The 25,287-nt window shown below is 57.1% G+C and carries 26 protein-coding genes; 11 read left to right on the plus strand and 15 right to left on the minus strand.

The genetic code is table 11. From position 1 onward, the window contains the following. Positions 1-73 precede the first annotated feature (73 nt). On the minus strand, positions 74-1,441 hold the full coding sequence (locus KJS55_RS12200; protein WP_213543398.1) for a penicillin-binding transpeptidase domain-containing protein: 1,368 nt from the start codon (positions 1,439-1,441) through the stop codon (positions 74-76). Beyond that, complete coding sequence (locus KJS55_RS12205) at positions 1,428-3,113, minus strand: FtsW/RodA/SpoVE family cell cycle protein (RefSeq protein WP_228300531.1); 1,686 nt, start codon at positions 3,111-3,113, stop codon at positions 1,428-1,430. The genes KJS55_RS12200 and KJS55_RS12205 overlap by 14 nt, the downstream gene beginning before the upstream one ends. A 361-nt stretch (positions 3,114-3,474) precedes the next feature. Between KJS55_RS12205 and KJS55_RS12210 the strand changes: the two genes are divergently transcribed. Together KJS55_RS12210 and KJS55_RS12215 are read left to right on the plus strand one after the other, a co-directional pair. Then, positions 3,475-4,362 (plus strand): 4Fe-4S cluster-binding domain-containing protein, encoded by an 888-nt coding sequence (locus KJS55_RS12210; RefSeq protein WP_187030422.1) that lies wholly within the window; start codon positions 3,475-3,477, stop codon positions 4,360-4,362. 177 nt (positions 4,363-4,539) lie between these two features. Then, complete coding sequence (locus tag KJS55_RS12215; protein WP_213543399.1) at positions 4,540-5,931, plus strand: MATE family efflux transporter; 1,392 nt, start codon at positions 4,540-4,542, stop codon at positions 5,929-5,931. An 18-nt stretch (positions 5,932-5,949) separates the two neighbouring features. Here the strand turns inward: KJS55_RS12215 and KJS55_RS12220 are convergent, their stop codons facing one another. Then, on the minus strand, positions 5,950-7,236 hold the full coding sequence (locus KJS55_RS12220; RefSeq protein ID WP_213543400.1) for a methionine gamma-lyase family protein: 1,287 nt from the start codon (positions 7,234-7,236) through the stop codon (positions 5,950-5,952). A gap of 190 nt (positions 7,237-7,426) precedes the next feature. Here KJS55_RS12220 and KJS55_RS12225 point away from each other — a divergent pair, with 190 nt between their 5' ends. Continuing rightward, positions 7,427-8,068 carry a CatA-like O-acetyltransferase gene (locus tag KJS55_RS12225; RefSeq protein ID WP_187030427.1) on the plus strand — a complete coding sequence of 214 codons (642 nt, stop codon included), beginning with the start codon at positions 7,427-7,429 and terminating at the stop codon, positions 8,066-8,068. Positions 8,069-8,161: 93 nt separating this feature from the next. After that, positions 8,162-8,806 carry a CatB-related O-acetyltransferase gene (locus KJS55_RS12230; RefSeq protein WP_213543401.1) on the plus strand — a complete coding sequence of 215 codons (645 nt, stop codon included), beginning with the start codon at positions 8,162-8,164 and terminating at the stop codon, positions 8,804-8,806. Between the two features lie 44 nt (positions 8,807-8,850). Here KJS55_RS12230 and KJS55_RS12235 read toward each other — a convergent pair whose 3' ends face one another. The 3 genes from KJS55_RS12235 to KJS55_RS12245 form a co-directional block, all read right to left on the minus strand. Continuing rightward, a complete protein-coding gene (locus KJS55_RS12235; protein ID WP_187030431.1) occupies positions 8,851-9,744 on the minus strand; it encodes a C40 family peptidase in 894 nt (297 codons plus the stop codon). 44 nt (positions 9,745-9,788) lie between these two features. Beyond that, a complete protein-coding gene (locus KJS55_RS12240) occupies positions 9,789-10,097 on the minus strand; it encodes a hypothetical protein (RefSeq protein WP_187030433.1) in 309 nt (102 codons plus the stop codon). Between the two features lie 218 nt (positions 10,098-10,315). Then, the gene (locus KJS55_RS12245) at positions 10,316-11,266 is read right to left on the minus strand and encodes a 3'-5' exonuclease (RefSeq protein WP_213543402.1); all 951 of its coding nucleotides are present in this window, start codon (positions 11,264-11,266) and stop codon (positions 10,316-10,318) included. 435 nt (positions 11,267-11,701) lie between these two features. On the opposite strand from KJS55_RS12245, the gene KJS55_RS12250 reads away from it, so the two are divergent. From KJS55_RS12250 to KJS55_RS12260, 3 genes are all read left to right on the plus strand, one after another. Then, positions 11,702-11,917, plus strand: a complete 216-nt coding sequence (locus KJS55_RS12250; protein ID WP_187030437.1) for a DUF4177 domain-containing protein — start codon at positions 11,702-11,704, stop codon at positions 11,915-11,917. A gap of 56 nt (positions 11,918-11,973) precedes the next feature. Beyond that, complete coding sequence (locus tag KJS55_RS12255; protein WP_213543403.1) at positions 11,974-13,269, plus strand: M18 family aminopeptidase; 1,296 nt, start codon at positions 11,974-11,976, stop codon at positions 13,267-13,269. 78 nt (positions 13,270-13,347) lie between these two features. Continuing rightward, positions 13,348-13,818: an LURP-one-related/scramblase family protein gene (locus KJS55_RS12260; protein ID WP_187030441.1), complete on the plus strand. Its 471-nt coding sequence runs from the start codon at positions 13,348-13,350 to the stop codon at positions 13,816-13,818. A 36-nt stretch (positions 13,819-13,854) separates the two neighbouring features. Here KJS55_RS12260 and trmD read toward each other — a convergent pair whose 3' ends face one another. From trmD to ylxM, 6 genes are all read right to left on the minus strand, one after another. Beyond that, positions 13,855-14,619: a tRNA (guanosine(37)-N1)-methyltransferase TrmD gene (gene trmD / locus KJS55_RS12265; protein ID WP_213543404.1), complete on the minus strand. Its 765-nt coding sequence runs from the start codon at positions 14,617-14,619 to the stop codon at positions 13,855-13,857. Beyond that, positions 14,619-15,107 carry a ribosome maturation factor RimM gene (gene rimM, locus KJS55_RS12270; protein WP_213543405.1) on the minus strand — a complete coding sequence of 163 codons (489 nt, stop codon included), beginning with the start codon at positions 15,105-15,107 and terminating at the stop codon, positions 14,619-14,621. Before rimM ends, trmD begins: the two co-directional genes overlap by 1 nt. Positions 15,108-15,500: 393 nt before the next feature. Beyond that, positions 15,501-15,731: a KH domain-containing protein gene (locus KJS55_RS12275; protein ID WP_187030446.1), complete on the minus strand. Its 231-nt coding sequence runs from the start codon at positions 15,729-15,731 to the stop codon at positions 15,501-15,503. 15 nt (positions 15,732-15,746) lie between these two features. Continuing rightward, complete coding sequence (gene rpsP, locus KJS55_RS12280; RefSeq protein ID WP_187030448.1) at positions 15,747-15,986, minus strand: 30S ribosomal protein S16; 240 nt, start codon at positions 15,984-15,986, stop codon at positions 15,747-15,749. A gap of 85 nt (positions 15,987-16,071) precedes the next feature. Then, positions 16,072-17,418: a signal recognition particle protein gene (gene ffh, locus KJS55_RS12285; RefSeq protein WP_187030450.1), complete on the minus strand. Its 1,347-nt coding sequence runs from the start codon at positions 17,416-17,418 to the stop codon at positions 16,072-16,074. A gap of 4 nt (positions 17,419-17,422) precedes the next feature. Next, on the minus strand, positions 17,423-17,788 hold the full coding sequence (gene ylxM / locus KJS55_RS12290) for a YlxM family DNA-binding protein (RefSeq protein ID WP_187030452.1): 366 nt from the start codon (positions 17,786-17,788) through the stop codon (positions 17,423-17,425). 177 nt (positions 17,789-17,965) lie between these two features. Here ylxM and KJS55_RS12295 point away from each other — a divergent pair, with 177 nt between their 5' ends. The 4 genes from KJS55_RS12295 to lgt all read left to right on the plus strand — a co-directional run bounded on the left by KJS55_RS12295 (position 17,966) and on the right by lgt (position 22,832). Further along, positions 17,966-18,925: a dipeptidase gene (locus KJS55_RS12295; protein ID WP_213543406.1), complete on the plus strand. Its 960-nt coding sequence runs from the start codon at positions 17,966-17,968 to the stop codon at positions 18,923-18,925. A gap of 353 nt (positions 18,926-19,278) precedes the next feature. Further along, a complete protein-coding gene (gene yfmF / locus KJS55_RS12300; RefSeq protein WP_213543407.1) occupies positions 19,279-20,544 on the plus strand; it encodes an EF-P 5-aminopentanol modification-associated protein YfmF in 1,266 nt (421 codons plus the stop codon). Further along, positions 20,541-21,809 (plus strand): EF-P 5-aminopentanol modification-associated protein YfmH, encoded by a 1,269-nt coding sequence (gene yfmH / locus KJS55_RS12305; RefSeq protein ID WP_187030458.1) that lies wholly within the window; start codon positions 20,541-20,543, stop codon positions 21,807-21,809. The genes yfmF and yfmH overlap by 4 nt, the downstream gene beginning before the upstream one ends. A gap of 51 nt (positions 21,810-21,860) precedes the next feature. After that, a complete protein-coding gene (gene lgt / locus KJS55_RS12310) occupies positions 21,861-22,832 on the plus strand; it encodes a prolipoprotein diacylglyceryl transferase (RefSeq protein ID WP_228300532.1) in 972 nt (323 codons plus the stop codon). 84 nt (positions 22,833-22,916) lie between these two features. On the opposite strand, the gene KJS55_RS12315 is transcribed toward lgt, so the two are convergent. The 3 genes from KJS55_RS12315 to KJS55_RS12325 all read right to left on the minus strand — a co-directional run bounded on the left by KJS55_RS12315 (position 22,917) and on the right by KJS55_RS12325 (position 25,280). After that, a complete protein-coding gene (locus tag KJS55_RS12315; RefSeq protein WP_187030460.1) occupies positions 22,917-23,339 on the minus strand; it encodes a DUF2000 domain-containing protein in 423 nt (140 codons plus the stop codon). A gap of 3 nt (positions 23,340-23,342) precedes the next feature. Beyond that, entirely contained in the window at positions 23,343-24,170 is an 828-nt protein-coding gene (locus KJS55_RS12320; RefSeq protein WP_187030462.1) for a helix-turn-helix domain-containing protein, read from the minus strand. 126 nt (positions 24,171-24,296) lie between these two features. Next, positions 24,297-25,280, minus strand: coding sequence for an ABC transporter permease (locus KJS55_RS12325; RefSeq protein WP_187030825.1), 984 nt, complete (start codon positions 25,278-25,280; stop codon positions 24,297-24,299). Positions 25,281-25,287: the final 7 nt, after the last annotated feature.

The following is a 25,287-nucleotide window of genomic DNA, read 5'->3' on the forward strand; positions in this document are numbered from 1 at the left end:
GTCTGCGCAGGTTCTGACCCTGTCTTGGGGTATGGAAACGCTCCCCTTTGGAACTCCAAAGGGGAGCGGGAGATCAATACCCATTGACAATAACATCCAGGACCTTGCCCGCCACGGTGCCGGCCACGGAGTTTCCGCCGCCGCCATTTTCCACCATTACCACAAAGGCATAGGGAGTATCCTCATCTCGCAGAAATCCGGCGAACCAGGCGTGAGGTGTCTGTCCCTCGCCTACCTCGGCGGTGCCGGACTTGGCGCATAACTCCATGTTGGGGAAGCGGCTAGTGCCATAGGTTTTCTCCACATTTTCGGACATCATGTCTGCCAGTGTCCGGGCTGTGGAGTCGGAGACTAGCCTTCCGGTTTTTCGGGTGATATGCGGCAGGGATGGAAGCCCTAGGGGAGATACCGTCTTTTCAATGAGATAGGGTTCTGCCGCCTTGCCGCCATTTGCAATGGCACCCATGTAGACCATCAGGGCGCAGGGGTTCACCAGGTCCTGCCCCTGGCCGACGCCGGACCAACCAAGCTCACCGTCCGTGATGCCGGTCCATTGGAATGTTCCCCTCGCGGTGGGCAGGCCATTAACGGAGTAGCTGTCGGTCAGGCCCGCCTTTTCCGTATATGCCTCCAGGGTGTCTCCACCAAGCTCCTGGGCAATCAGGGCAAAGACCACATTACAAGAGTTGGCAAAGGCGTCTCCAATGTGCTGCTCGCCGTGGGTGCCGGAGCAGACGATGGTCTCCCCGCCAACCTCCACACTGCCCTCGCAGGTCCAGGTACGGGCAAAGAGGTCGGGAATCTCCTCAATGGCCGCCGAGAGCGTGATGGTCTTGAAAACCGAGCCCGGTGTGAAAGTCGAGGAGAGAAAGCGATTCAGATAGGCACCCCGGTAGCGGTCATTGGTCTCCAGGTCCGTGGGAACGTTCAATGGGTCATAGCTGGGAGCAGATACCATGCAGAGAATTTCTCCGGTTTTGTAGTTGTATACCGCCACTGTGCCGGACTTGCCGCCCAGTGCTTGGTAGGCCTCATAATTGTACCGGGCGTCGATGGTCAGATACAGGTCGCTGCCCTGTTTGGCACCAAATGCTCCGTTGAGCAGGCTGTAGCCTGTCAAACGGTCGGCAAAGGCGTTCAGAGCACCTGTACCGATATTGCCCTGCAGATCGCCCACTGCATGGAGGGTGGCCTTGCGAACGGTAGCATTGTCATAATAGGTGCGCTGGCCGTTTTCCATCGTGGAGAGCACATCACCGTCCTGGTCTAACACAGTACCGGAGGAGAGGACGCCGTTAGTGTTGTAGAGGTGCCGGTTAAAGGCGGAGGAGGCCCAGCTGCCGCCGTCCAGACAGTATCTCACCAGAAATACACCAAGCCCAGCGGCAAGGATCAGCGCCAGAAAGACGCACACCACCGCACGGCGTTCAATCTTCTTCATGCTCTGCCTCCTGTTCCGCAAAGGGGTTTCCAATGGGCTCCACCCGGCGGCGGGCATCCTGGGTCAGCCGTTTTTGATGGCTTCGCCGAATGGCAAAGCTGGCGTTTTCCCGGGTGTCGGTGGCCTTTAGATAGGCCAGCAGTCCCCAAGCGGACATCATGGCAGAGCCGCCGTTGGAGATAAAAGGGAGGGTGACACCGGTGAGCGGCAATAGGTCTACAGAGCCAAATACATTCAGGCAGGTCTGAAAAACCAGCAGAGACCCAGCTGCGCAGGCGGCAATAATATAGAAGCTGGAGCGCCCCACCCGGCAGGCCCGTACAGCAAATACTGCCAGCGTGATGATAGCCCCCACCGCGAGAATGGCAATCAGCAGCCCCCACTCCTCACACAGCATCCCAAACACCAGATCCGTGTCCGCCGCCGCTACGTTGTGGAGCCAGCCGTTGCCGCCTCCCATGCCGAAGAGCCCCCCAGAGGCAGCCGCGGACATGGTGCGGGTCTGCTGATAGCCGGTGGTGGAGGCGGCCTCCCAGGCGTGGCCCCAGGTGGCAAAGCGGCTGAGAATATAGGGCTTGAAGGTCATAATGATCCCGGCACCGAATACTGCGCCGCCGCAGATCAAGGAGAGGGTGGCAAAATCCCCCGAGCGCATGTAGGCAATGACCAGGAAGGTGACGAAGAAGATGGCTGCCGTACCGAAATCGCTCATGATACCAAGAAGCGCGATGCAGGCGCCGGTCAGCACAATAAAGAGGGTCAGGTTCCGCTTGTGGAAGAGCCGTTCCAGCGTGGCAGAGCCAGCGAAGATATAACAGATTTTAGCGATCTCCGAGGGCTGAAAAGACATGCCGCCAATAGAAATCCAGTTGACCGCTCCATATTTGGAATGACCGAATACCAGCGTGAAGGCCAGCAGGCCAATCGCACCGGCTGCCATGAGCCAGCGGTTTTTCTGAACTCGGGAGAGGTCTCGCAGAAAGATTCCGAGCACCAGAAACAAGATGACTCCCAGCAAAATAGCCACGAACTGCTTCAGGAGGCTCTGCGGAGCGCTGGAAGCCGTCACTGCCAGGCACAGCGTACAGAGAAAGAATGCGATGGTTTCCATCTCAAAGCCCACGCACCGAGTGGCCCGCAAAATAGCGGCATACAGCCACATGACGGCCGTCAGCCCCAGGAAGGCGAGGGGAATGGAGACAGACGCGCTCTCACCTGCCGCCACAATCAACTGCACACACGCCAGAACCTGAAAGACCGTCAGCCATAGGAAGGAGGGCCACATGGCAGCAGGCCGTTCCGCCCGACGCTGATTTTCAATTTCCTCCCGCTCCGCAACGGTCTGGGGCAGAAAAATCAGCGGAACGCCGCCCAGAGAAATCGTATCTCCCAGCTTGACGGGGCGGGCTCCTGTCACAGTTTCGCCATTGACCTGTGTGCCGCCCTTGGAGCCCAGATCATAGAGCACCCACTGATCGTCCTCGCCACGGCAGATAGCGGCGTGCTGACGGGAAACGCTGGGATAATTGAGCTGTATATCTGCAGTCTGTCCCCGGCCGATGATATTCTCCCAATGGGTGAGGGGAATCGCGGCTCCGTTGGGCAGGCTCAGCTGCCCCCAAATCTCCGGCGTATGGGGCATGGACAGCAGGGAACGGACAGCTCGGGACAAAATAAAAACAGCCAGCACCGGGAACAGAAAACGGACCACAGCCGTATACCAGGTGCCTGCCAGCGGATAGGCTGCAAGCAGCGCTGTGATGCTGTCCAGCTGTGTTTGCAGGAAAGCTTCGATGTTGTCCGCCTCCTTTTTTGAAATTGGTCTTAGTATAGCATCTTTTTTGCAAAGTGTACAGTGTTCCTCGGATACTCTTTCCAACGGATAGAAAGAGGGGGACAATCGCGCAAATTTTACTTTTTACTCTTGACCTACAGAAGAAAATACATTAAAATATGATAGCGTCAAAACATAGCGATTCGTGAGCGGCGCGTAGCGCCGCTCCAACCATATACACGAAAGGCCGATCAGAATCATGAAACATCCTTATAAGACGCGCGAGGGCGGCGCGACTGTAACCATTTTTGTTCCCTATGACTGTAAGAACCACTGCCCCTTCTGCATCAATAAGGAGGAGTATGCGGATATGACGGGCTTCTCAGTGGAGAAAATCTGCGATAGCATCCGCCGGATGGATGCCATCACGCCCCGCTGCGACTTTGTCTTTACCGGCGGCGAGCCATTTGCAGACCTGGAGTCCCTGCAGGTCATGCTGGACGAGATTCCGACCACCCATAAAATTTATATCAATACCACTCTGCCGGTGTCCGAATACCAGTCGGAAGAGGACATCCTGACTTTTTTGGAGAAAAACAAAGAGAAGATTACCTGTGTCAATGTATCCCGCCATATGCAGCACTATGTGGTGGAGTCTAATGACGATCTGCTTGCCCGCTTGCCGGTCCCCTTCCGGGTAAACTGTGTACTGTACAAGAACTATCCTGTCAAGGACCTGGTTCCCTATCTGGAGCGGTTCCACAAGATTCCGGGGGCCTCTATTCAGTTCCGCTTTGATTATACCGCCACCACGCCGGAGAATTTGTATGAAGAAGAACACGATAAAATCCTCCATGACCTCAAAGAAGTAGCCAGATATACAGGGCTGGACGGCTGTCGGATGCGCTGTGGCTTCCACTTTGACTACAAGGGCATGGAATTGACGTATCATAAGACGCTGCCCTATTCCACCATTGTGGAGACAGACCCAAAGGACGGCGTGACCTATGATATTTTGTATGACATCCTCATTAAGCAAAACGGAGATATCCATTCGGATTGGACCGGGGTATTGATGGATGTGGACGCCTATGAAAAGGTAGTCTTTGAGCCCTATGATTTAAAGTGGCTGGAGCGAATCGCGTAAACAGGCAATCAACGAAAGCGGCGGATTTTCCGCCGCTTTTACTTTGACGGAATTTATAAAATTTTTGTTAAAAAATATGGGAAATATTATAGTGGTTTTCCCGTAAAGACGGTGTTAGAATATGGCTATTGCTCATAAAAGTTGTAAAGCCACATCTTTGTACAGGAGGAGGAACCTATGGCATTCCGGCGTGATAGAGCCTATGAGATTGACATGTGTCAGGGGGCGATTCTGCCAAAAATGCTGCAATTTGCCCTGCCGCTGATGTGCTCCAGCATTTTACAGCTGCTGTTTAACGCGGCAGACGTGATTGTGGTGGGGCGGTTCGCAGGGGATAACTCGTTGGCGGCAGTGGGGTCTAACACATCGCTGATTAACCTGTTGGTCAATCTATTCATTGGTTTGTCTGTGGGGGCGAATATTCTGGCGGCCCGGTGTTACGGAGCTGATGACCAAGATGGAATGCGCCAGACCGTACATACCGCTATGCTGCTAAGCCTGGTCAGTGGTCTTGCATTGGCCGTGGTGGGCGTGGTTGGTGCGGGGACTATCCTGGGGTGGATGCAGTCTCCGGAAAAGGTCCGAGGGTTGGCCACCATTTACCTACGGATTTATTTTCTCGGGATGCCGGCCACCATGCTCTATAACTTCGGCGCGGCGCTGCTGAGAGCCATTGGAGACACCCGCCGGCCTCTGTACTATCTCTTCACAGCTGGTGTTGTGAATGTGGTGCTGAACCTGTTTTTCGTGATTGTTTGCAAACTGGATGTGGCGGGTGTAGCAATCGCCACGGTGATTTCTCAGGTTATCTCGGCGCTGCTGGTGGTGCGGTGCCTGATGCGGGAGCAGGGCGGCGTGCATCTGGAGCTACGACAGCTACATATCTGGTCGGCACGCCTGAAGCAGATTTTGCAGGTGGGGCTTCCGGCTGGCTTTCAGGGTGTGCTGTTCGCTCTATCTAATGTGGTGATTCAATCTTCGGTCAACTCCTTCCAGGAGACGGTGGTGGCAGGCAATGCGGCATCGGCGAACATTGAGAGCTTTGTATATGCTGCGATGAATGCCTTTTACCAGGCTAATATTTCGTTCAGCAGCCAAAACTATGGCGCAGGCCAGTACGACAGGCTGCGTCCGATCCTGTTACGGGCACAGGGGTGTGTGATTGTTACAGGGCTAGTGCTGGGGGGCCTCGCAACGCTCTTTGGCCACCAGCTTTTAGGCATCTATTCTGACAGCGCCGCTGTAATTGATGTGGGAATGGAACGGTTGGCCATTGTCTGCAGCACCTATGCCCTATGCGGGATGATGGATGTGATGGTGGGCTCCCTGCGGGGCCTGGGGTATTCCATTATGCCAATGATTGTATCGCTGCTGGGTGCGTGTGCGCTGCGGCTCATCTGGATTGCCACGATATTTCAGGTTCCCAGGTTTCACACACCTGCCATGATTTACTGGTCCTATCCGTTTTCCTGGGTTGTCACCCTTTTAGCACACATTTGCTGTTATATCTGGGCCATGCGGCGTCTGAGACGCCACTTGGAAGAAAACAAGAGGCTGTATACTCTGTGAGGAGTATACAGCCTCCGATTATTCCGGAAGTTGAACCAGACCTGCCTCCACCAGCTTTTGAAGGCTCATGAGGATGCCGAGTTTTGCATGGTACCACGTCAGACCGCCCTGAAAGTAGACGGCATAAGGGGGGCGGATCGGCCCGTCTGCAGAGAGCTCGATGCTGCTGCCCTGGACAAAACAGCCGGCGGCCATGATCACCTCGGAGTCGTACCCAGGCATGGCCCAAGGCTCCGGCGTCACATAGCTGTCCACCGGTGCGGCGGCTTGAATTCCCTGGCAGAAGGCAATCACACCCTCGGGGCTGCCCAGGGTCACTGCCTGAATGATATCATGCCGGTCCTCTGAGGCTCCGGGCACACAGGCAAAGCCCAGCTTCTCGTAGATATTGGCAGCAAAGACTGCGCCCTTCAGGGCCCCGGCCACCACAGTGGGGGAGAGGAAGAGCCCTTGGTAGAACGCAGGCATCAGCCCCAGGTTGGCACCTACCTCCTGCCCCAGTCCTGGGGCGGAGAGGCGGTAGGCACAGCGTTCCACGCACTCCCGGGTGCCGCAGATATAACCTCCGATGGGAGCAAGGCCACCGCCGGGATTCTTGATGAGGCTCCCTACCACCATATCGGCCCCCAGGTCCGAAGGCTCCAGCGCCTCCACAAACTCACCATAACAGTTATCCACCATCACCTTTACATCCGGCTTCACCTGCTTACAAAAGGCGATTACCTCCCCGATCTGAGCGACGGAAAAGGAAGGGCGAGTGGCATAGCCCTTGGAACGCTGGATGGTGATGAGTTTCGTACGGTCATTGATAGCGGCCCGGATGGCGTCATAGTCAAAGGCGCCGTCCGGTGTCAACTCCGCCTGGGCGTAGGTGACGCCATACTCCCGCAGGGAGCACTGGCTCTGGCGAATGCCGATGACCTCTTCAAGGGTATCATAGGGCGCTCCCACAGGAGAGAGCAGCTCGTCCCCGGGCAGCAGGTTGGCACTGAGGGCCACCGCCAGCGCGTGGGTGCCGCAGGTGATCTGCGGGCGCACCAAGGCGGCCTCCGTGTGGAATACATCCGCGTAGACCCGCTCCAGATTGGCCCGGCCCTCATCATCATAGCCGTAGCCAGTGGTAGCGGCAAAGTGAGTGGCGTTTACCCGATTTTTCTGCATGGCAGCGATGACCTTGCCTTGGTTGAATTCTGCCATCTGGTCAATAGCGTCAAAGCGGGGCCGCAGGTCCCGCAGCACGCGCTCTCCATATTCATAGACAGCCCGGCTGATGCCGAGCTGCTCGTACATGGCTTTGATTTCCATGAGCTTCCTCCGTATCTTTGGTACTTGGTGGCTGCAGGCGATGCTGTGCGGCCCCCGATGTTTTCCTTATGCATGATAACGCAGCCGGTGAAAAATGGCAAGTGGATTCCCACAGGGAGAAAAAAATCGTGCAAATTGCCGGGAAATCTGCTATTATGGAGAGACCAACAAAGCGAAAGGATGATGGGAAATGGGTTGCAGGATCGTGGAGATGTCCCAGGACCCCCGCAAAGAGCAGTTCGCCTATTTCCGCAGCTTGGCAAACCCCTATGTGGGTGTGACGGTGGAGCTGGATGTGACGGAGCTGGCGGCTTGGTCAGGACAGACAGGGACCAGCTTCTTCCTGGCGGTGCTTTACGCCGCCGTCCGGGCAGCCAACAGTGTGCCAGAGCTGCGGCGGCGTATCCGGGGAGAACAGGTGGTGGAATATGACTGCTGCCCCTCCTCTCACACCGTGGCACTGCCAGACGGGACGTACTGCTATTGCCGTCTCTGGGCGGACGCGCCATTTGCGGAGTTTTTACCCTATGCGTCTGCGGAGCAGGAACGGGCCAAGTATGCCCCGTCTCTGGAGGAAGGGGATGCGGAGAGTCCGTTTTTCCTATCTTGTGTCCCGTGGTTCTCCTATACGGCGCTGACGCAGCCCACGCCTTCTCCGGCAGACAGCAACCCGCGGATTACCTGGGGGCGCTATCAGAAAAGGGGAGACCGCCTGCTGCTGCCGGTGACGCTGCTGGCAAATCACGCCTTGGCGGACGGTATTCATCTGGCCCGGTTCTATGCGCGCCTGGAGGAGGAAGTCCGGCTGCTGGCAGCAGGCACATCCCTGTAAAAAGTCAAATCTGAAGAGGAGGCGTGTGGGTGAGGCGCTGCATTGCAATGGCCGGAATCGTATGAACCGTCAAAAGACAGGAGGAAATAGATCATGCGAATTCCGGCTGAAACAATTTATCCCCGGACCGGGGACCGGCAGACCGTCTATCTGAGGGCGGTGGTCCATGGCCACAACATCTCCGTGGGGGACTATACGATCTACAACGACTTCGTACGGGACCCAGTGGAGTTTGAGAGGAACAATGTTCTCTACCACTACCCCGTCAACGGCGACCGACTGGTGATCGGAAAGTACTGTTCCATTGCCTGCGGGGCTAAGTTCCTGCTGAACAGTGCGAACCACACGCTGCGGTCGCTCTCCACCTATCCGTTTCCCATCTTCTATGAGGCGTGGGGGACGCCGGTTTCCGAGGTCTCGTCGGCCTGGGACAACCGGGGGGACATCGTGATCGGGAACGACGTCTGGATCGGCTATGAAGCCGTCATCCTCTCCGGCGTTCACATCGGGGACGGCGCCATCATCGGCGCCCGGGCAGTGGTCACTCGGGATGTGGAGCCCTATACCATCATGGGCGGCGTGCCGGCAAGGCCCATCCGAAAGCGGTATGACGAGGAGACAATCCAAAGGTTGCTGGCCTTGCGGTGGTGGGACTTCCCGCCGGAACAGATGCGAAAATGTCTGGACGCCTTGGAGCAAGGCGACCTCCAGGCTTTGGAGCAGATGGCGGGCGTATAAAAAGAATGGGAGGCACACCATGGTGTGCCTCCCAGAATGGTTTCTTAGACGTGAATACCGCCAATGAAATATGTATTATAATACCCGCTGGTCAGATCGCTAATGATGACACCGCCGCTCCTGGAAGAGGAGGAGTGGATGTGTTTTCCGTCGCCCACATAGATGCCTACATGGGAGCAGGCCTTGCCCGCATTGCGGCTGGGATCATTGAAAAACACCAAGTCACCGGGCTGCAGAGCATCAATGCTCCATACCTTGGTGCCGATACCGCTCTGCCACTGGCTGGTAGCAGAGTGGGGGAGAGAATATCCCATCTGGCCGTAGATGTACATCGTAAAACCGGAGCAGTCAAAGCCGCTGGGGGAAGCGCCGCCGTAAGAATAGCGGGTGCCCAGATACTGCTTGGCAAGAGAGACAATGTCACTCGAGGAGGAGCTGGAGTTGGTCAGCACCAGGAAATCGCTGCGGATATATCCCTCCGTACCGTATTCACAGGTGACATCGTACCAGCCGTCCACAAAACCGTTAACTGTGACCATGGCGCCGTCATTGACGGTGGCCAGCGTACCGCCGCTGGTGGAGGGAGCGGAACGGACGTTCACACCGTCGCCGCTGACACGGCCATAGGATGTAAAGACGTTGTCCTGATCGATGACCAGGTAGTCAGCAGATACATAACCGACATTTCCGTTGTAATTGACCTTATACCATCCGTCGATGGAGTCATCCAGCACGGCAACGGCCACATCCTGATCCAGTGTGGTGATCACAGAAGCAGAGGTGGAGGCATCTGCCCGCAGACGCAGGGAGGAACCAGTTGTTGCGCCCACGGCAACAGCCTGTTGAGACTCAGCGGCTGCGGCAAAACCTGCCAGCAGCACAGTAGAGATGGCACTGAGCAACAGCATACGCACCATCTTACCAGCAAAGTGTGTCATGGGTGTACATCCTTTCTTTGTTGTTATCTTTCGTGTGACGCTGTTTACTTTTCCTTGCCGGCCAAAGCCCGTTCCAGCCAGATGGCGGCGATGTCCATAGCGGCGTAGAGACTGTTCTTTTCGCTCTTTTTCACAACCCGATCCCGGGATTTCAGCTCCGGATCAGTCAGCTGCAGCTGGATGGAAACCTTGGTAGCCAAATCCAGGTCCTGTTCCTTTTTGGTGTCCAGCACCTGCATCATAATGATATATTTTTCAGCCATCGTCCCGTAGTAGATCAGATTGTCTACCCGGCGGAGCGGGTGGCCTTTATAAATGAGGCCCTCTGCAGTTGCGGTTTTGTTTGCTGCCATGGAAACACTCCTTTAAAAATTGTAACCGAATTGTAACACATTTTTTCCGGATTGTCAATATTGTAAACCGGCATTCGGATGGAAAATCTTTTAGTAAATCTTGGAACAAAATGCCCGAACCAGCTTTCTGACCAGGTGGGAATTTTTGTGCCAGACAAAGAGACACTGAGAGGCCAGTCCCGGTGGGACCGGCCTCTCAGTTACAGGAGTATGCCACTTCAGGAGACAGAGTGGTCAGCCGTAGCTCTACGCTTTGACGAATTCCGCGGACGCTTCTTGCGGCGGATGCCCTTACAGTCCAGGGGGCCGGCATGAATGGCTCCGCCAAAATCTTCAAGCAGTGCAGGCGTCACCTCTGGTACCGCCAGCCTGCCCTGCCACTGGCCGCCCTCCATGGGAGAGAGCGTAAGGCGGCAGAGAAAGCTGCCGTGAGCGCGGCAACGGAAATCAGCGTAATAGCGGTCCGGAGCAGCGGTATACCAGTGTCGCACCCATATCGGCTCGCCACACAGAGGGCAGGCCAAACGACGAGAACTACGACCATTGAGTGCAGCCATCAAAGAGGGATAGGGCCCCACCCTCCGGCGGGGCTGGGGTGGAAACTCCGGACTGTCCGCCAAGCGGCGAACCTCCTTGGGCAGCGTCAACAAAGAGAGGGTATTCGGCCCAACCCAAGCGGTTAGGAGCGCAGTGTACATCGCATCGTTGAGGGCATTGTGAAAGGTGAAGGAGGCAGGGATGCCGCAGTATTCCACGGCACGATACAGCGCCACACCCTGGCTGGTTCCTACCCGAAGGGAAAAGGCAGCCTGCAGGTCAATGAGCTGAACGGGCTTTGGCGCGGAAAGCTTCCAGTAAGCGCAATTTTGGCGAAGAACCTCAAAATCGTCCCCGCCCCAGTCGGCAAAAACCGTCTCCTCCCCACACCAGTCTGAAAAGGCCTGCAGCGCGGCGGGAAACCGGACTTTGGAATTTAGGGCGCGCTGTAGTTCAGGAAGAGCCTTGGCCGTGCGGTTGAGCTTTTTATGTACACAAGGCCGAATGAAGACAGAAAAGGTGTCCACAATGGGGCCGCCCATTCGCTCCAGCCGAACAGCTCCAATCTGCAGTATTTCTTCCAGCGGAATCTTGTCATAGCTGCGATTCCACTCTAAGTCCATGATAATCATAGGAATTGAATCTCTTTCTTGCTTACAGAATTAAATTGGCATAAAACGCCAAACCAATGACCGGGTACTTATGTTCAGGGTTTACCTTGAACATGATTGGGAACAACCCGGGACAGGGGAATGACAGGCTTTTCACCACAGCCAAAAAAGGGGAGAGTAGAGCTCCACAGAGGAGGGCATTATGGTATAAGACGCACAATACCGTCGAAATCAGGCGTACCATAGATGCTTGGCGTATGATACCATAGGTGCAGCACCTTGTGGCGCGTCTGCAAAATCCATGTACAATGGCTGCTTTGCAGCTATTGTACCATGCTAGGGCTAAAACCGCAACCACCTGCCTCTGAGTGCTGCTGATTGCCTTGTGAGAGACGGTCGTTTATGATATCATCATCCCTGATGAAAGTGATATTTAAAAAGGAGGCTTCCGAATCCATGCGACAATATGAATATCAATTTTTAGAGATCCCCGCCAGAAAAGCGGGGAAGACGGCGCGCGGGGATGCCTGGCGGGAATGCCAGAAAGTCATTGCCGCGGAGGCGCAAAAGGGCTGGCGGCTCAAGCAGGTTGTGGTTCCCTTTCATGAAAAGATGGGAATTTACGGCGCATGGTGCTATCAGATCATCTTTGAGAGAGAGGCAGACCAATAAACCCGCTGTCTTGGGTGATTCCGGCAGAATTTGATGCAGATTACGGAGAGATCAATATGGAAGAAATCAAACAGCTTTTGAAGTTCTTAAATGCAAGCCGCAGCTGCTACCATGCCGCGGACCAGGCGGCACAGATACTTGCTGCGAATGGTTATATCCGGCTCTGGGAGGAGCAGCCCTGGCAGTTCACCTCCGGTGGGAAGTATTTCGCACTCCGGGGAGATGCCAGCCTGATTGCGTTCCGCCTTCCCCGGCAGGAGGCCGTGGGATTCATGCTGGCAGCGGCTCATAGCGATTCACCCTCTTTTAAGGTGCGGGAGGCGGTGTCCTCCGCCGGCAACTGCCTGAGGCTGAGCGTGGAGCCATACGGCGGCATGGTGATGCGTTCCTGGCTGGATCGCCCCTTGTCTGTTGCCGGACGGGTGATGGTGCGTCGGAACGGAGCGATCATATCTCAGCTGGTGGACGTGGACCAGGACCTGCTGGTGATTCCCAGTGTGGCGATCCACATGGACCGGGAGGTAAACAAAGGGACGGTGCTGAAACCTCATACAGATCTGCTGCCCCTACTGGGACTGGGGCGGGAACCGGGGGCCTTCCGGCGCCTGATTGCGGAGACAGCAGGCGTTGGGGAGAAGGACCTGCTCTCCACCGATCTGTATCTCTATCCTCGGGCGGAAGCCGTGCTGAGCGGGATTCACAAAGAGTTTGTGGCGGGGCCCCGACTGGATGACCTTCAGTGTGTCTTCGCCTGCCTCCAGGGCTTTTTAGAGGCGGCGGAGAGCGGCAGCGTCCCGGTGCTGGCAGTCTTCCATAATGAGGAGGTGGGCAGCGGTACCCGCCAAGGGGCGGATTCCACCTTTCTACAAGACGTGTTGCGGAGGATCAACGGCGCACTTGGCAGGGGAGAAGAGGACTTCCAGGTAGCCGTGGCCAACAGCTTTCTGGTGTCGGCAGACAACGCCCATGCCGTGCATCCCGCCCATCCGGAGTACGCCGACTCCAATGAGGCTCCGGTATTGGGCGGCGGCGTAGTGATCAAATACAACGCCGCCCAGCGCTACACCACTGATGCCGTATCCGACGCCGTTTTCCGCCAGATCTGCGCTGAGGCTGGCGTACCGGTGCAACGCTACAGCAACCGGGCGGATCTGCCTGGTGGGTCTACCCTGGGCAACATCAGCACCGCGCACCTCTCTGTCCACAGTGTGGACGTGGGACTTCCCCAGCTTGCCATGCACGCGGCCTATGAGCTGGCGGGTGCGGCAGATACTGTCTATCTGATCCGGGCTATGGGGGTATATTTCAGCAAGAGCTTCCGGGCAGGGCCGGAGGGCTTTCGACTGTTGTAAGGGCTGTCATTTTTTTGTAACGCTTTGCCGGCGGAAATCTGGTATCATGAAATAATCATGGATGCGGGAGGCGGCATTATGCGGCTTTATTTCAAGCAGAGATTGTTTTCCTGGTTTGACAGTTATGATATTTACGATGACTCCGGAGCGGCCGTCTACACGGTCGAGGGCCAGCTGGCATGGGGCCACTGCCTGCATATCCTGGACGCGGCAGGGAACCATGTGGGCACAGTGAAGGAGCGGGTGCTGACTTTTCTGCCAAAATTTGAGATGTATCTGGGCGGAGAGTATGTGGGCAGCATTCAAAAGGAATTCACCTTCTTCACCCCCCGCTTTGACATCGACTGCAACGGCTGGCAGGTGGAGGGGAGCTTCCTGGAGTGGGATTACACGGTAACAGAACCCTGCGGCGCCTTGGTAGCCAGAATTTCCAAGGAGTTGCTGCAGTGGACGGACACCTACGTGATCGATGTGGCCAACCCCATGGATGCGCTGTGCGTGCTGATGCTGGTGCTAGCCATTGATGCGGAGAAATGCTCCAGAAACTGAGAAAGAACCCGGTGCGGCACGCTGCACCGGGCTTTCCTATGCTTGGTCCTCGGCGGCCAGCTCATCTTTGGCCTGCTGCAGGACTTTTTTTTCTGCCTTGGTGATCAGCTGGGACTCGTCAAATTTGGCGAACAGGTCCGGACGGCGGCGCATGGTACGCTTGTAGCTCTCCTTTTTCCTCCAGTCGGCTACCTTGCCATGGTCGCCGGAGAGAAGCACCTCTGGCACGACCCTGTCGTGCCAGACGGCGGGGCGGGAGTATTGGGGATACTCCAGCAGGCCATTCCAATGGGATTCCTCCTCAAAGCACTCCGGGTCCGGCAGAACGCCGGGGACCATGCGGCACACCGCGTCCGTCACCGCCATAGCGGCGATTTCGCCGCCGGTGAGGACGAAGTCGCCCAAAGAGAGCTCCTCATCCACGCACTCATCCAAAAAGCGCTGGTCCACCCCCTCGTAGTGGCCGCAGACCAGAATCAGATGGTCGTAGCGGGCCTTGAGTTCCTTGGCGGCCTCCTGGTCAAAGGTGCGCCCGCAGGGAGACATGAAAATGGTGCGGCCAGGGCCGTGGGTCTCCAGGATGTAAGCCCAGCAGCGATAGAGGGGGTCCGCCTGCATCACGGCGCCCCGTCCGCCGCCGTAAGGATAGTCGTCCACCTGCATCTGCTTGTTGGTGGTGTAGGAGCGAATCTGGTGGGTGCGGATGGCGATATGGCCCCGCTCCTGGGCGCGGCCCAGGATGCTGATGCCCAGCATGGCGTCCACCGCCTCAGGAAAGAGGGTCATGATGTCAATTTCCATCACATGCCCTCCCACACTCGGACGGTCATCCGCCCCGCGTCCATATCGATACTCAAGATAAAAGCGCCTTCCACGGCGGGAATCAGATACTCCCGCTCGCCCCGCACGGTGTAGACCTTGTGGGCGGGATAGTTCTCCACTGCGGTCAGCTCTCCTAACCGCTCGCCGGTTTCGTCGAATACAGGAAGCCCCAGCAGCTCGTCGTCAAACCACTGTCCCGGAGGCAGTTGGGCATCCTCCCGGCGGATATAGAGTTCCTTTCCCTTGAGGGACAGGGCGGCGTTCATGTCCTCCACACCGGGGAGCCTCATCAGCACAACGTTTTTGTGGACGTGGACGGCGGTGGGGGTTATGGGGCGGCCATCCATATAAAAGGTTCTAAAGCGAGTCAAAAAGCCGGGATCGCCATCCCGGGGCTGGACCCGGACCTCGCCCCGAATGCCATGGGCATTGACGATACGGCCGACTTTGATGGTTTCCAATTTCATGGAGGCGTCTCCTTCTTAGCTAGATAACGACAGTATACCCTTTTTTTCAGAGATAGACAAGTGGCCGCTTGTGTTTCCACAGCAAAAAGCGTATCAGACTGCACGAGAGAAACGAGAGGAATAAGAAAATTCGGGATTTTTTGGAGCGGAAGCCGGCTGCAAAACGAGCGTAGGTGCAGGCGGAGCGGAAAAATGTTGCTCCGCCAGGCGCTTTAGGAATCCGCACCGCTGGATGCCGCCAGCCAAAAAGCTATCCAAGCGGTGATCGAGGAAGGCCGCCGCTGGAGAAAGGCGCCGCTCGCGGAAGAAGTGTAGGAGGTCATCTGGCGATATGCGGGAGGACAAGCTGCTGGATCGATGAAAAGAGACGGTGCACAGCACCGCCTCTCTCTTTTAGTCCACAATGTCGACGGAAACCTTCACGCCGGTGCGTTGAGCATAGGACCGGACCACAGTCCGAATCTCTTTGGCGATGCGGCCCTGACGGCCAATGACCTTCCCCATGTCGTCGGGAGCGACACGCAGTTCCAGTGTCAGCTCCTCGTCGCCTGGGACCTCCGTAACGGAGACTGCGTCAGGATCATCCACCAGGTTTCTGGCAATGTAGAGCAGCAAGTCCTTCATGATCCGCCCTCCGGATCAGAGGACATCCACTTTTTTCAGCAGAGCTCTGACCGTGTCGGTGGGCTGGGCGCCGGACTTGATCCACTCCTTGGCGCGCTCGGCGTCAATCTTGATGGCGGCGGGGGAGACGCAGGGGTTATAGGTGCCAATCTCTTCAATGAAACGGCCGTCGCGGGGGAAGCGGGAATCCGCTACCACAACGCGGTAGTAAGGGGCCTTCTTGGCGCCCATGCGGCGCAGTCTGATCTTAACCATGTTGTACCTCCGTAAATGTGAAATATGAGTTATATCTATAAATGCGAGAGCACTTATATCCGTTGGATTGCCGCCGGAAGGCATGTTACTTCAAACGCTTTTTCCGGCCAAAACCGTGCATCCGCCCGCCGGCTGCGCGGCCCTTGGAAAATTGCTTAACGATCTGCTGCATAGCGTCGAACTGCTTGAGTAGGCGGTTTACGTCCACCACCTCCAGCCCGCAGCCGGCGGCGATGCGCCGCTTGCGGCTGGCGTTTAGAATCTGGGGATTCTCCCGTTCCAGCGGTGTCATGGAGAGGATAATAGCCTCGGTGTGGGCCATCTGCTTTTCGTCAATGCTGGCGCCTTGGAGCTGCCGGCCCAGCTGCCCAGGCATCATGCCAGCCAACTGGCTGAGATCGCCCATGCCCCGGATCTGCTGGAGCTGGTCGTAATAATCCTGAAGGGTGAAGCGATTTTTGCGGAGCTTTTCCTCCAGCTTGGCGGCCTGCTTCTGGTCAAAGGCCGCCTCCGCCTTTTCGATAAAGGAGAGCATGTCTCCCATGCCCAGGATACGGGAGGCCATCCGGTCCGGATGGAAGGGCTCAATCATCTCCAGCTTCTCGCCGGTGCCTACAAATTTGATGGGCTTGCCGGTGACTGCCCGGATGGAAAGTGCCGCGCCGCCACGGGCGTCGCCGTCCAGTTTGGTGAGCACCACGCCGTCAATCCCCAGCGCCTCATCAAAGGAGGAGGCGGCGTTCACCGCGTCCTGGCCGGTCATGGCGTCCACCACCAGCAAAATCTCATGAGGGTGGACGGCGGATTTCATTCGCTTGAGCTCGTCCATCAAAGCCTCGTCCACATGGAGCCGGCCGGCAGTGTCCAGAAAGACCAGATCATTACCATGGTCTCTGGCATGGCGCAGGGCGGCCTGGGCGATTTCCACCGGGTCCCCCTGGCCCTGTTCAAAGACTGGCAGGTCCAGCTGGCTCCCTACCACCTTTAACTGCTCAATAGCGGCGGGGCGGTACACGTCACAAGCAGCCAGAAGCGGCCGTCTTCCCAGCTGGCGGCGCATAAGCCCTGCGAGCTTGGCCGTGGTGGTGGTCTTGCCCGCGCCCTGGAGGCCCACCATCATCACAACGGTGGGGCCGCTGCTGGCCAGGGAGAGCTTGGCGTTGGCACCGCCCATCAAGTTCGTCAGCTCCTCGTTGACGATTTTGATAACCTGCTGGGCGGGGGTCAGGCTGTCCAACACATCGCTTCCAACAGCCCGCTCTGTTACAGTGGCAACAAATTCCTTGACCACCTTGTAGCTCACGTCTGCCTCCAGCAGCGCAAGACGTACCTCGCGCATGCCCTCCCGGACGTCGTTTTCCGTTAGGCGGCCCTTGCCCCGCAGACGCTTGAATGTGGCGTTGAGTTTTTCAGAGAGTCCTTCAAATGCCATCGTGTCAATCCTTTAAAGCGGCGGTTTCCGTATGGATCAGTTCCACCAGCTCCGTCAGCCGGGGATTGTCATACTGCCGGTAGTTGATGGTCTGCACCTCGGCGGCGGCGGATTCAATCGCGTCTAGATGGGGCCGCTGGGCTTCAAACCGTTTGATAATACCGGTTTTGTCCTCTACCTCCTGCATGGCGGCCTCGGCTCGAACAATGACATCCCGCACGCCCTGACGGGAGATACCGGCATTTTCCGCAATCTCTGCCAGGGACAGATCCTCATTGTAATAGAGATCAAAGAACTCCTTTTGCCGTGGGGTCAGAAGCTCTCCATAGAAATCGAAGAGCATCGTCATGCGGTAGGTCTGATTTTTCACGGGAGTCCTCCTCTCTGTAAAGCTCATGAACTTTACAACGAGGATTAGTTTACAGGAATTTTTGAAAAAAGTCAAGGGGAAAATCGGAAGAAACTGATAGAAATTTTCCTGTTTTCGGTGGCGGCGGAGGGGGAAACAGCGTATACTGGATACAACATATAACAAGGGGGAGAGCACATGGTTTTGGACGGACATTCCGACCTCTTATATGATGTGACACGGCGGCGCCTTGAAGGGGAGCGGCTTGTACTGGAACGACATCATCTGGACCGGCTGCGCCGGGGTGGCGTAGAGGGGCTGGTGTTGGCGCTGTGGACGACAGCGGCAGAGGAGACCTTCTGGAAAGACATCCCCGGAATGGAGAGTGCGGCGGTCCGTACAGCTGTGATGATGCGCTGTACGCGAGCGGAGGTGGTGGAAAGCCCCTGGCTCGCGGCAGTGCGCACCGCCGCTGGGGCGGAGCAGGCCAGAGAGCAGGGGCAGATATACGCCTTTTTTGCCATAGAGGGCATGGCTGCTATCGGGGAGGATCTGACCGGCATCAACCGCTACGCGGATTTTGGCGCCAGGATCGGCATGCTGACCTGGAACGAGACGAATGCCTTGGCTACAGGAGCTGGCGGGGACCGCTATTCCCCATTGACGGACCTGGGTCAGCAGGCAGTGACCAGAATGCAGAATCTGGGGATGCTGCCGGACGTATCGCACCTTAACGACGGCGGCTTTGCCGATGTGATCCGTCTGGCCAGAGGGCCGGTGATTGCATCTCACTCCAACTGCCGCGCTCTGTGCGATGTCCGGCGGAACCTGACGGACGATCAGCTCCGGGCCATCCGGGACACCGGTGGTGTGGTGGGGGTGAACGTCTACCATGGATTTGTCCACGCCGATCCGGAGCAGCAGACGGCGGAGATGTTGGCCCGGCATGCCGCCCATATGGCGGATGTCATGGGTGTGGAGCACGTAGCCTGTGGCTTTGACTTCTGCGAGTTCTTCGGACCGGGAAACGAAGGGGCCCAGGGCCTGGAGGACTGCGGGGAAATCCCGGCCTTTTTTTCCTGGTTGGAAAAGCTGGGGATGAGCCAAAGGGAGCGAGCGATGGTCGCCAGAGAAAACTTCCTGCGAGTATTGGCGTAATAGCCCCATCGGTTTTGGCCGGTGAGGGCAGTGGCGGGCGCTGCCAACAACGCTGGCGGGAAAGGCGCTGTCGCCTGCGGTCAACAGCAGGCGGCATCCAGGGAATTCTCCTTCGTGCAGCAACAGCCCCGCCCCCAGGACCAAGAGGAAAAGTGCCGTTACGAGATTCTCAAAACGCTGATGCATCGAGGAGCTCCTTATGAAAAGCGGATTTCTTCTGAGGTGGTTTCATTTTAACATCTGGCAGAGTGCGTTACAATCTGACAGGGACGAATTTGGAAAAAAGTTTGAAAAGCGCGGAAGACTATACTATAATACGGTTCATATAGGATTCCAACAAAGGAGCTGAGAATTTGGAAGTTACCAGAACGAAGCTGGCTGAGGGCGTATACCTGACGTATCTGCCGGCTCAAAAGTTTAAGACGAGTCTGCTTTCCGCCCAGTTTGTGACGCCATTGCGGGAGGAGACTGCCTCCGCCTATGCGCTGCTGCCATCCGTACTGCGGCGGGGCACCGTTTCCTGCCCGGATATGGGGAGCCTTTCCGCCCGTTTGGACGAGCTGTACGGTGCCCGGATTGAGACCACGGTTCGGAAAAAGGGTGAGAATCAGTGCGTGGGCTTTGTGGCGAGCCTGATTGACGATAGCTTTGCACCCGGCGGGGAAAAGCTGCTGGAGCCGGTAGCAGAGCTGTTGGGGGAGCTGATCTGCGACCCAGTGACCGAGCGGGGCCGCTTTGTGCCGTCCTACTTTGAGAGTGAAAAGACCAACCTTCTGGACGCTATCCGCAGCCTTGTCAACGATAAGCGGGACTACGCAGACAGCCGCCTCCTGCGGGAGATGTGTGCGGGGGAGCCCTATGGGATTCCCCGCCTGGGCGGTGAGGCGGGCGCTGAAAGCGTGCAGCCCAAACAATTGTACGCGTTGTATCAGGAGTTGATCTCCACCGCGCGCCTGGAGTTGATCTACAGCGGCAGCGCCCCGCAAAGAAGGGTAGAGCAGGCGCTGCTCTCCGCTCTCGCCGCCTTGCCGCGGGAGCAGGTGCGGGATATCGCCCTGTATCGGCCCCATCCCGCCCGGCAGGAGGTGCTGCGGGTAGAGGAGTCTCTGGATGTGACCCAGGGCAAACTTGGCATGGGCTTTGCCTGCGGCAGCGACGACTACGCCGCCATGATGGTGGGCAATACCCTCTTTGGCGGCAGCAGCAACTCCAAGCTCTTTATGAATGTACGGGAGAAGCTGTCCCTGTGCTACTATGCGTCCTCCCTCTATCACCGGCAGAAGCGGTTGATCACGGTCTCCTCCGGCATTGAGTTTCAGAATTTCCAGAGGGCGTATGATGAGATTTTGGCCCAGCTGGAGGCTGTCAAAAACGGCAAGCTGGAGGATTGGGAGATGGAGGGCGCCCAGAGCACGCTGCTCAATGCCTATGCCTCCATGGAGGACTCCCAGGGAAAGCTGGAAAATTTTTATCTTGGCCAGGCGGCCACCGGCCAATCCGAGACGCCGGAGGAGCTGGCGGATCAGGTCCGGGAGGTGACAGGGGAACGGGTCCACCGGGCCATGGAGACGGTCCGCCTGGACACGGTGTATTTCCTGCGAGGGGAGGAAGCCCAATGAAACAGAGATTTTACGAGCGTATCGGCGAGTCCGTCTATCGGGAGACCCTGCCCAACGGACTGCAGGTCTGTGTGGTGCCAAAGCCCGGCTATGCCAAAAAATACGCCTTTTTTGCCACTCGTTACGGCGGCATGGATGTCCGCTTTCAGCTGGACGGCCGGTGGCTGGACACACCGGCGGGCATTGCCCACTATCTGGAACACAAGATGTTTGACACCAAGGAGGGCAACGCTCTTCAGGAGTTAGCGAAAAACGGCGCGGAGCCAAACGCCTTTACCGCCAACGCCATGACAGGCTACTATTTTGACTCCACGGAGCATTTTGAGGAAAACCTGGAAATCTTGCTCTCGTTCGTCTCCGTTCCCTACTTCACAGAGGAGAGCGTAGCCAAGGAGCAGGGGATTATCGGTCAGGAAATCCGAATGATTGAGGACAATCCTGACTGGCAGATTTACACCCGCATGATGCAGGCACTCTATCATACCAGCACCGCCCGCACCAGCATTGCCGGCACAGTGGAGAGCATTTCCCACATCACGGCGGAGACGCTTTACGACTGCCACAAGGCATTCTATACCCCCTCCAACATGATACTGACGGTGGTGGGAGATGTGGACCCGATCCATGTGGCGGATATGGCCCGTAGGATTCTGCCCCGGGAGGGCGGCCCGGCGATCCCCAGAGATTACGGCGAGGAGCCGGAAACCGTGGCGGCGGCGGAGACCTGTCGGGCGATGGAGGTGGCCAGTCCCCAGTTCCTGGTGGGCTTTAAGTGCCGCCCCGCGGCAGATGGAGAGGACTATCTGCGCCTTGCGGTGCTGGGTGACATGGCCTGTGATATTCTGCTGGGAGATTCCAGTCCGCTGTATTTGCGGCTCTATGATCAGGGCTTGATCAATTCCAGCTTCGGCGGCGCCTTTGAAATGATGCCGGGGATTGCGTATCTCTACGCTGGCGGAGACAGCAAGAACGCAAGAGCTGTGGCAGTGGAGATCCAAAAGGAGGTGGATCGCCTGGCCCGAGAGGGAATCGATGAGGGCTTCTACCAGCAGGTCCGGCGCGCCGCCTTCGGCTCCAATCTGCGTGGGCTGAACTCCTTTGAGAACATCGCCGTCTCCTTGACGGAAGGGTACTTCCACGGCTACGACCCCTTCCGCTTCCCCCAGGTGTTCGACACCGTCACCCGGGAGGACGTGGCCGCCTTCCTGCGGGACAATCTGCGCCCTGACCGCATGGTCCTCAGTGAGATCACACCCAAGGACTAAGAGAGAAAGAGAGGAACATCCATTTTGACTTCGTTGCAAGCGTTGAAAGATATGCCTATCAGCTTTCCCGGCCTCTTCGGGGACTGGGAGTTCAACCCGGACCCCATCGCCATCCATGTCGGGCACGGCATCTACTGGTATGGGATCATCCTGGCGGCAGCCATGCTGGCGGGTCTGCTGCTTTGCATGAAGCAGGCCAAGCGGTACGGCATCAAGGAGGATCATGTTTTGGACATGGTTCTCTGGGCGGTGCCAAGCTGCATCATCGGCTCCCGCATCTATTACGTGATTTTCAATCTGGAACTCTACCGAAACGCAGATGGAACCCTGAACTGGGGCAGGATGGTCGCCATCTGGGACGGCGGCCTTGCAATTTACGGTACGGTGATCGTGGCAGTGATCGTGGTGTTCTTCTACACCCGGCATAAGAAGCTCTCCTTCTTCGCTATGACGGATCTGGGCGTACTGGGGCTGATTCTGGGACAGATCATCGGCCGCTGGGCGAACTTTATCAACCGGGAGGCTTTCGGCGGCTTGACGGATCTTCCCTGGCGGATGCGGCTGTGGGTTACTTCCTCTCAATATATTGAGGTGCATCCCACCTTTCTCTATGAGAGCCTATGGAATCTGGTGGGGCTGGGGCTGCTGCTGTTTGTGATTTCGAAGGGCCGCCGTTTTGACGGAGAAAACACTTGGTTCTATTTCCTGTGGTACGGACTGGGCCGGTTCTGGATTGAGGGGCTAAGGACAGACAGTCTCTATCTCTTTGACTGGACGTTTATGGGACAGCCGATCCGTGTGTCTCAGGCGCTGAGCCTGGTACTGGCGATTGTGGCGGCACTGATGCTGTTTTACAATATCAGGATTAAAAAGCGCACGGCTGAGGGGCTCTTGGTGAACCGGCTGGCCCGGGAGCAGCTAACCGCTGATACGGAGGCGGTCAGCCCTTTGACGGAGGAACCGGAGACTGCGGAAGAGACAGCTGAGGCTACCCTGGGGGAATCTGAGGAGCCCAAATCATAAATAAATTAGAGGGTTCGGCAGTATGCCGAACCCTCTAATGATAGAACTGGGTAATGAGACAAGACCAGTACGGGAGTGATATTCTCAACGCAGCAACGGCAGACTGCCGGTGAGCTGATTTACGAGCCTCTTGCTGCCGCAGATGGCAAGGCCCAGATATGAGAGATCCGTTTCGGGAGTGTTTCCCATTTTCGTGATATAATCGCAATAGGTTTTACAGCCCTGAGCCAACTCGGAAAAATCTACTGCGACCACCCCCTGAAATTCCGGCTGGCGGAGCTTTTCCAGCAGTTCCCGGATGCCTTCCCGAGACCTCTTTAGAATGGGGACGGGGAAGGCGATGATCCCCAGGTGCGTCTGTCCGCTCTGATCTACTACATCGTCGCCCACAACCTCCGGCAGCTTCTGCCCCAGGGTGATTCCCAGGATAGCCGCCGTGTTTGCCAGCATGCCGACAGGCAGCTGCTCGTCCATCACCATGACGCACTTTTCGTTTTGGTAGTCCATCTGTCATCCTCTTTTCTCTGCCCGGGTGAATATTTCCTGATAGGCGCCGGGCGTTAGTCCAATATATCGGCTGAAACAGTTTGTGAAATGACTTTGATCGGAAAAGCCTGTTTGCATGGCTGCTTCCAGGAGAGAAGCGCCTTGCTCCAGAAGGCGCTTAGCCGCACAAATCCGAAGGTTTACCAGATAGTGATAGGGAGTGATCCCCTTGGCGCGTGTGAAAGCCCGCAGCAAGGTGGACTTGCTGAGATGTACCAGGCCGCACAGCTGCTCCAAATCCAAGTGTTCGGCAAAGTGCTTCTCCATGAACGCGCGGGCGGACTCCACCTCGCTCCGGCACTCCGAAACGCTGCGGGGAGGGGGCTGTCCATACTGTTGGAGCAGCCGGGAGATCAACAGCAAAAAAAGCTCTTCCTTTCTAAAGCTGCTGTCCTCCTCCATGATCGCCTGGTGGAGAAGCCGCAGGCAGCAGGCGGCTTCCGCATCCTCTAGAGCGGGCTGGGAAAACTCCGGAAGGGCCGTGTTTCCAACAGCCTCCCGAACCTCTTTCAGCATGACCTGTGAGGGGATGTTCATGCCTCGATAGTCAAATGGCTCCGCATTTGCCTGTACGCAGGCATGAAGCTCCCCTGGACAGAAGAGGACCATGCTGCCCCGCTGGAGCGTCCAGGTCTGTCCCCGGCAGATCATGCGGCGCTCTCCAGCCTCAGTCAGGCCGATCACATAGTGGTCGTGGAAGTGGGCTGGAAAGGGCTGAGCGATTCCCTGGAGACGGTAGGCTTCCACTTGTAGCGTCCCGTCGTAGACGGCGGTTCTGACCTCGTTTTTCATATGCGCGCCTCCTTGGAAGCTATGATACCAATTGGCAGGAGAAAAGGCTTGTAAAATATCTTCATCTTTTCAAAAACACGGCCGGTCTGATTTCATCAGACCGGCCGTGTCATTAGAGGGCATGGATTACCGCTCCTCTCGGAAGTAAGGCAGACCCAGGCTTGCGGGGGGCTGATTTTCCCGCTTTTTCCGCAGCGAGATCACAACCAGCACCAGGATGGTGACAAGGTAGGGCAGCATCTTGAAAAGCTCAATGTCTCTCCGGCCCAGACCCGGAATAATCAGGTAAACCCAGAACAGCAGTCCGAAGAGATAGGACCCCCAGATGGCGTTGAGCGGCCGCCAGATGGCGAAAATCACGAGAGCCACTGCCAGCCAGCCCAGGGATTCGATGGTGCCGTCGTTGGCCCAGGTGCCCTTGATGTAGTCCATCGTGTAGTACAGGCCGCCCATGCCGGAGATGCCGGCACCCACGCAGGTGGCCAGATACTTGTAGCGCGTCACGTTGACACCTGCCGCGTCCGCAGTAGCGGGATTTTCACCCACTGCGCGAAGATTCAATCCGGCCCGAGTGCGGTTTAAGAACCAGGCCATGACGATGGAAAGCGCAATCGCCAGATACACCATGAAGCCGTAGCTGAGAAACAGCGAGCCGAAGACGCCCAGGTCTGTAGAGTTGTTGAGATTGGCCCGGTAAACGGCGCTGGTGGCGGCCACAGAAATCTGGCCCACGCCGCCGGCCATCGTATTCAGGCTTCCACCGAAAAAGTTGGCAATGCCGCCGCCAAAGATGGTCAGTGTCAGGCCGGTGACGTTCTGGTTAGCCCGCAGCGTAATGGTTAGAAAGCTGTATAGCAGCCCCCCCAGGGCCGAAGCCAGAAACGCCGCCCCAAAACTCAACAGCAGGCATATCAGCGGGGAGGGGGAGGGGTTGTTGAACTCATAGAAGAAGGAGGCAGCAAGGCCCGCGATGCCGCCCAGGTACATGATGCCCGGGACGCCCAGGTTCAGGTTGCCGGACTTCTCCGTCAGAATCTCGCCCAGGGCGCCGTACATGATGACGGTGCCAAAGCACACGGCGGATTGAAGGAGCCGGATCAACAGATCCATGAAATCA

The sequence above is a fragment of the Pusillibacter faecalis genome (assembly GCF_018408705.1).
Lineage (GTDB): Bacteria > Bacillota > Clostridia > Oscillospirales > Oscillospiraceae > Oscillibacter > Oscillibacter faecalis.

What these genes read in the sequence shown, in the direction of transcription:
- KJS55_RS12200 (WP_213543398.1), bottom strand. Translation starts at nt 1,441, where the DNA reads ATGAAGAAGATTGAACGCCGTGCGGTGGTGTGCGTCTTTCTGGCGCTG.
- KJS55_RS12210 (WP_187030422.1), top strand. Translation starts at nt 3,475, where the DNA reads ATGAAACATCCTTATAAGACGCGCGAGGGCGGCGCGACTGTAACCATT.
- KJS55_RS12215 (WP_213543399.1), top strand. Translation starts at nt 4,540, where the DNA reads ATGGCATTCCGGCGTGATAGAGCCTATGAGATTGACATGTGTCAGGGG.
- KJS55_RS12220 (WP_213543400.1), bottom strand. Translation starts at nt 7,236, where the DNA reads ATGGAAATCAAAGCCATGTACGAGCAGCTCGGCATCAGCCGGGCTGTC.
- KJS55_RS12225 (WP_187030427.1), top strand. Translation starts at nt 7,427, where the DNA reads ATGGGTTGCAGGATCGTGGAGATGTCCCAGGACCCCCGCAAAGAGCAG.
- KJS55_RS12230 (WP_213543401.1), top strand. Translation starts at nt 8,162, where the DNA reads ATGCGAATTCCGGCTGAAACAATTTATCCCCGGACCGGGGACCGGCAG.
- KJS55_RS12235 (WP_187030431.1), bottom strand. Translation starts at nt 9,744, where the DNA reads ATGACACACTTTGCTGGTAAGATGGTGCGTATGCTGTTGCTCAGTGCC.
- KJS55_RS12240 (WP_187030433.1), bottom strand. Translation starts at nt 10,097, where the DNA reads ATGGCAGCAAACAAAACCGCAACTGCAGAGGGCCTCATTTATAAAGGC.
- KJS55_RS12245 (WP_213543402.1), bottom strand. Translation starts at nt 11,266, where the DNA reads ATGATTATCATGGACTTAGAGTGGAATCGCAGCTATGACAAGATTCCG.
- KJS55_RS12250 (WP_187030437.1), top strand. Translation starts at nt 11,702, where the DNA reads ATGCGACAATATGAATATCAATTTTTAGAGATCCCCGCCAGAAAAGCG.
- KJS55_RS12255 (WP_213543403.1), top strand. Translation starts at nt 11,974, where the DNA reads ATGGAAGAAATCAAACAGCTTTTGAAGTTCTTAAATGCAAGCCGCAGC.
- KJS55_RS12260 (WP_187030441.1), top strand. Translation starts at nt 13,348, where the DNA reads ATGCGGCTTTATTTCAAGCAGAGATTGTTTTCCTGGTTTGACAGTTAT.
- trmD (WP_213543404.1), bottom strand. Translation starts at nt 14,619, where the DNA reads ATGGAAATTGACATCATGACCCTCTTTCCTGAGGCGGTGGACGCCATG.
- rimM (WP_213543405.1), bottom strand. Translation starts at nt 15,107, where the DNA reads ATGAAATTGGAAACCATCAAAGTCGGCCGTATCGTCAATGCCCATGGC.
- KJS55_RS12275 (WP_187030446.1), bottom strand. Translation starts at nt 15,731, where the DNA reads ATGAAGGACTTGCTGCTCTACATTGCCAGAAACCTGGTGGATGATCCT.
- rpsP (WP_187030448.1), bottom strand. Translation starts at nt 15,986, where the DNA reads ATGGTTAAGATCAGACTGCGCCGCATGGGCGCCAAGAAGGCCCCTTAC.
- ffh (WP_187030450.1), bottom strand. Translation starts at nt 17,418, where the DNA reads ATGGCATTTGAAGGACTCTCTGAAAAACTCAACGCCACATTCAAGCGT.
- KJS55_RS12295 (WP_213543406.1), top strand. Translation starts at nt 17,966, where the DNA reads ATGGTTTTGGACGGACATTCCGACCTCTTATATGATGTGACACGGCGG.
- yfmH (WP_187030458.1), top strand. Translation starts at nt 20,541, where the DNA reads ATGAAACAGAGATTTTACGAGCGTATCGGCGAGTCCGTCTATCGGGAG.
- lgt (WP_228300532.1), top strand. Translation starts at nt 21,861, where the DNA reads ATGCCTATCAGCTTTCCCGGCCTCTTCGGGGACTGGGAGTTCAACCCG.
- KJS55_RS12315 (WP_187030460.1), bottom strand. Translation starts at nt 23,339, where the DNA reads ATGGACTACCAAAACGAAAAGTGCGTCATGGTGATGGACGAGCAGCTG.
- KJS55_RS12320 (WP_187030462.1), bottom strand. Translation starts at nt 24,170, where the DNA reads ATGAAAAACGAGGTCAGAACCGCCGTCTACGACGGGACGCTACAAGTG.
- KJS55_RS12325 (WP_187030825.1), bottom strand. Translation starts at nt 25,280, where the DNA reads ATGGATCTGTTGATCCGGCTCCTTCAATCCGCCGTGTGCTTTGGCACC.